The organism is Duganella sp. BJB476, assembly GCF_003416895.1.
In the GTDB taxonomy this organism is placed as follows: Bacteria; Pseudomonadota; Gammaproteobacteria; order Burkholderiales; family Burkholderiaceae_D; genus Rugamonas.
On sequence record NZ_QVIO01000023.1, the window covers coordinates 1 to 2,513 of the forward strand.

3 protein-coding genes are annotated in these 2,513 nt (G+C 67.5%); all 3 read right to left on the reverse strand.

The features are described from left to right. Positions 1–83: 83 nt before the first annotated feature. Genes D0T21_RS31430 through D0T21_RS31440 form a run of 3 tightly spaced genes read right to left on the reverse strand, consistent with a single transcriptional unit; the run spans position 84 to position 2,421 of the window. Positions 84–1,649 (reverse strand): IS66 family transposase, encoded by a 1,566-nt coding sequence (locus tag D0T21_RS31430; protein WP_116994079.1) that lies wholly within the window; start codon positions 1,647–1,649, stop codon positions 84–86. Between the two features lie 29 nt (positions 1,650–1,678). Beyond that, the gene (tnpB, locus tag D0T21_RS31435; protein ID WP_116994078.1) at positions 1,679–2,026 is read right to left on the reverse strand and encodes an IS66 family insertion sequence element accessory protein TnpB; all 348 of its coding nucleotides are present in this window, start codon (positions 2,024–2,026) and stop codon (positions 1,679–1,681) included. After that, positions 2,023–2,421: a transposase gene (locus tag D0T21_RS31440; RefSeq protein ID WP_116994077.1), complete on the reverse strand. Its 399-nt coding sequence runs from the start codon at positions 2,419–2,421 to the stop codon at positions 2,023–2,025. The genes tnpB and D0T21_RS31440 overlap by 4 nt, the downstream gene beginning before the upstream one ends. Between the last annotated feature and the right edge of the window lie 92 nt (positions 2,422–2,513).

Genomic DNA, 2,513 nt, shown 5'->3' on the forward strand with positions numbered 1-2,513 from the left:
GTAAGCGTCCGCTCAGCGACGTATTGAGCTCGGCGTCGTATTGCTAGATGATGGCATCACACCGCTGGGAAGCGGAGTGTTTTTCAAACAGATGTGACCTGCGCGGCGCAATGCCAAGGAAGGAAGTCGTCGACCCGGTTGACCGGATGATCGGCGATGTGCGCCAGCACGTGGCGCAGCCAGGCCTCGGGATCGACGCCATTGAGCTTGGCCGTCCCGATCAGGGAGTAGATCGCGGCGGCGCGCTCGCCACCGCTGTCCGCGCCGGCGAACAGGTAGTTGCGGCGGCCGATCGCCACGCCGCGCAGGGCGCGTTCGGCCGCCGAGTTGTCGATCTCGATGGCGCCGTCGTCGCAGTAGCGCAGCAGCGCCGGCCACAGTTTGAGGGCGTACAGGATCGCCGCCGCCGTGTCGGACTTGCGCGACAGCGTGTCGAGCGTGGTGCGCCACCATCGCTCCAGGTCGTCGAGCAGGGGGCGCGAGCGGGCCTGCCGAACCTGTCTTCGTTCATCGGGCGGCCTGCCCCGGATCCCGGCCTCGATCACGTACAGCTCGGCGATCCGGCGCAGCGCCTCGGTGGTCAGCGCCGTCGGCCGCGCCGCGTGCAGGTCGTGGAACTTGCGCCGCGCGTGCGCCCAGCACGCGGCCTCGCGGACCGTGCCGTCCTCGAACAAGGCGTTGAAGCCCGCGTACGCGTCGGCCTGCAGCACGCCCTCGAACTTGGCCAGGTGGGTCTGCGGATGGATGCCCTTGCGGTCGGGCGTGTAGGCGAACCATACCGCCGGCGGCGCCGTGTCGCCGGAGGGCCGGTCGTCGCGCACGTAGGTCCACAGGCGCGCCGTCTTGGTCTTGCCGTTGCCTGGCGCGAGCACCGGGATCGGCGTGTCGTCGGCGTGCAGCTTCGAGGCCGCCAGCACATGGCGCCGGACCGCGTCGACCAGTGGTCGCAGCAGCGCGCTGGCCGCGCCCACCCAGCCCGCCAGCAGCGCGCGATCCAGGTCCACGCCTTCGCGGGCGTAGATGACGGACTGGCGGTATAGCGGCAGGTGGTCGGCGAACTTGGCCACCAGCACGTGCGCCAGCAGGCCGGGGCCGGCGATGCCGCGCTCGATCGGCCGGCTCGGCGCCGGCGCCTGCACGATCGCGTCGCAGCGGGAACAAGCCAGTTTGGGGCGCACGTGGCGGATCACGCGGAAGCTGGCCGGCACGAACTCTAGTTGCTCGGCCACATCCTCGCCGAGCGGGCGCAGGCCGCCGCCGCAGGCGGGGCAGGCCTCGCTTGGCGGCGCGTAGACCTTCTCGTCGCGCGGCAGGTGCTCGGGCAGGGGCCTGCGTACCGATTTTTTGCGCGGCGCCTGATCGGCGGCCGGCATCTCGCGCGCCGCCTCGCCCTCGTCGGCCTGCAGATCCTCGAGCTGCAATTCCAGCTGTTCGATCTGATGGTCCAGCTTCTCGGACTTGCGGCCGAACTGCATGCGCCGCAATTTGGCGATCTGCAGCTTGAGGTGCTCGATCTCGACGGCGCGCGTGTTCAACTGCTCGGCCAGGCCGGCCAGCTGTTCATCGCGCTCCCGCAGCAGGCGCTCGCTGGCCAACAGCAAGGCCTTCAAGGCATCGATGTCGTTGGGGTGGTCGGCTGGGCTGAGCATGCGCCAAGTTTACGCGAGGATTTTCACGTTTACAAGGCCGACGTTGGTTTCCAGCTGCGTTCCGGACGGCGCCAGTCTATTCCCTCGAGCAGCATCGATAGCTGCGCCTGCGTCAGCGAGACCGTGCCGTCGACCGCCTGCGGCCAGATGAAGCGGCCGCGCTCGAGCCGCTTGGCCAGCAGGCACAAGCCATCGTCGCTCCACCACAGCAATTTGATCATGTCGCCGCGCCGCCCTCGGAACACGAACACATGGCCGCTGTAGGGATCCTCCTTCAACGCCGTCTGCACTTTGGCGGCCAGACCATTGAAACCGGAACGCATGTCCGTGACGCCGGCCGCCAACCAGACGCGGGTGCCCGCCGGCAGGCCGATCATGGCAGCAACCGCGCCAGCACCTGGGCGAGCGTCGCGGTATCGACACTTCCTTCCAAGCGCAACCGGGCCGACCCGACCGTCAGCACGATCACGCCATTGGCCGCCGTTGCGGGGCCCGCGGCATGGCTGCGCGTTGCCTCTTCAGCTGGCGGTTCGGACACCGTGATCGGCAGAAGTTGGCAGGCTGCCTCGGCGTTCTGCAATGGCAAGTCACCGAACTGTTTGCGCCAGGCGAAGACCTGGTTGGCGTTGACGTTGAACTCGCGGGCGACCCGCGAAACGGAGACGCCGGAGATCCGCGACTTGGCAACTACGACGCGCTTGAATTCGGCGGTGTGCCGGCGGTAGGGGCCGCGCTTCGGCGACGAAATGACTGGTTGAATTTTTGTGTCCATGATTGAATTTGTGGGCACAATTCATTTCGCACCCTATTCAATCATGCGGACAGCGGATCAGATCGTACAGACGTGACTGGGAAGACGCTTAC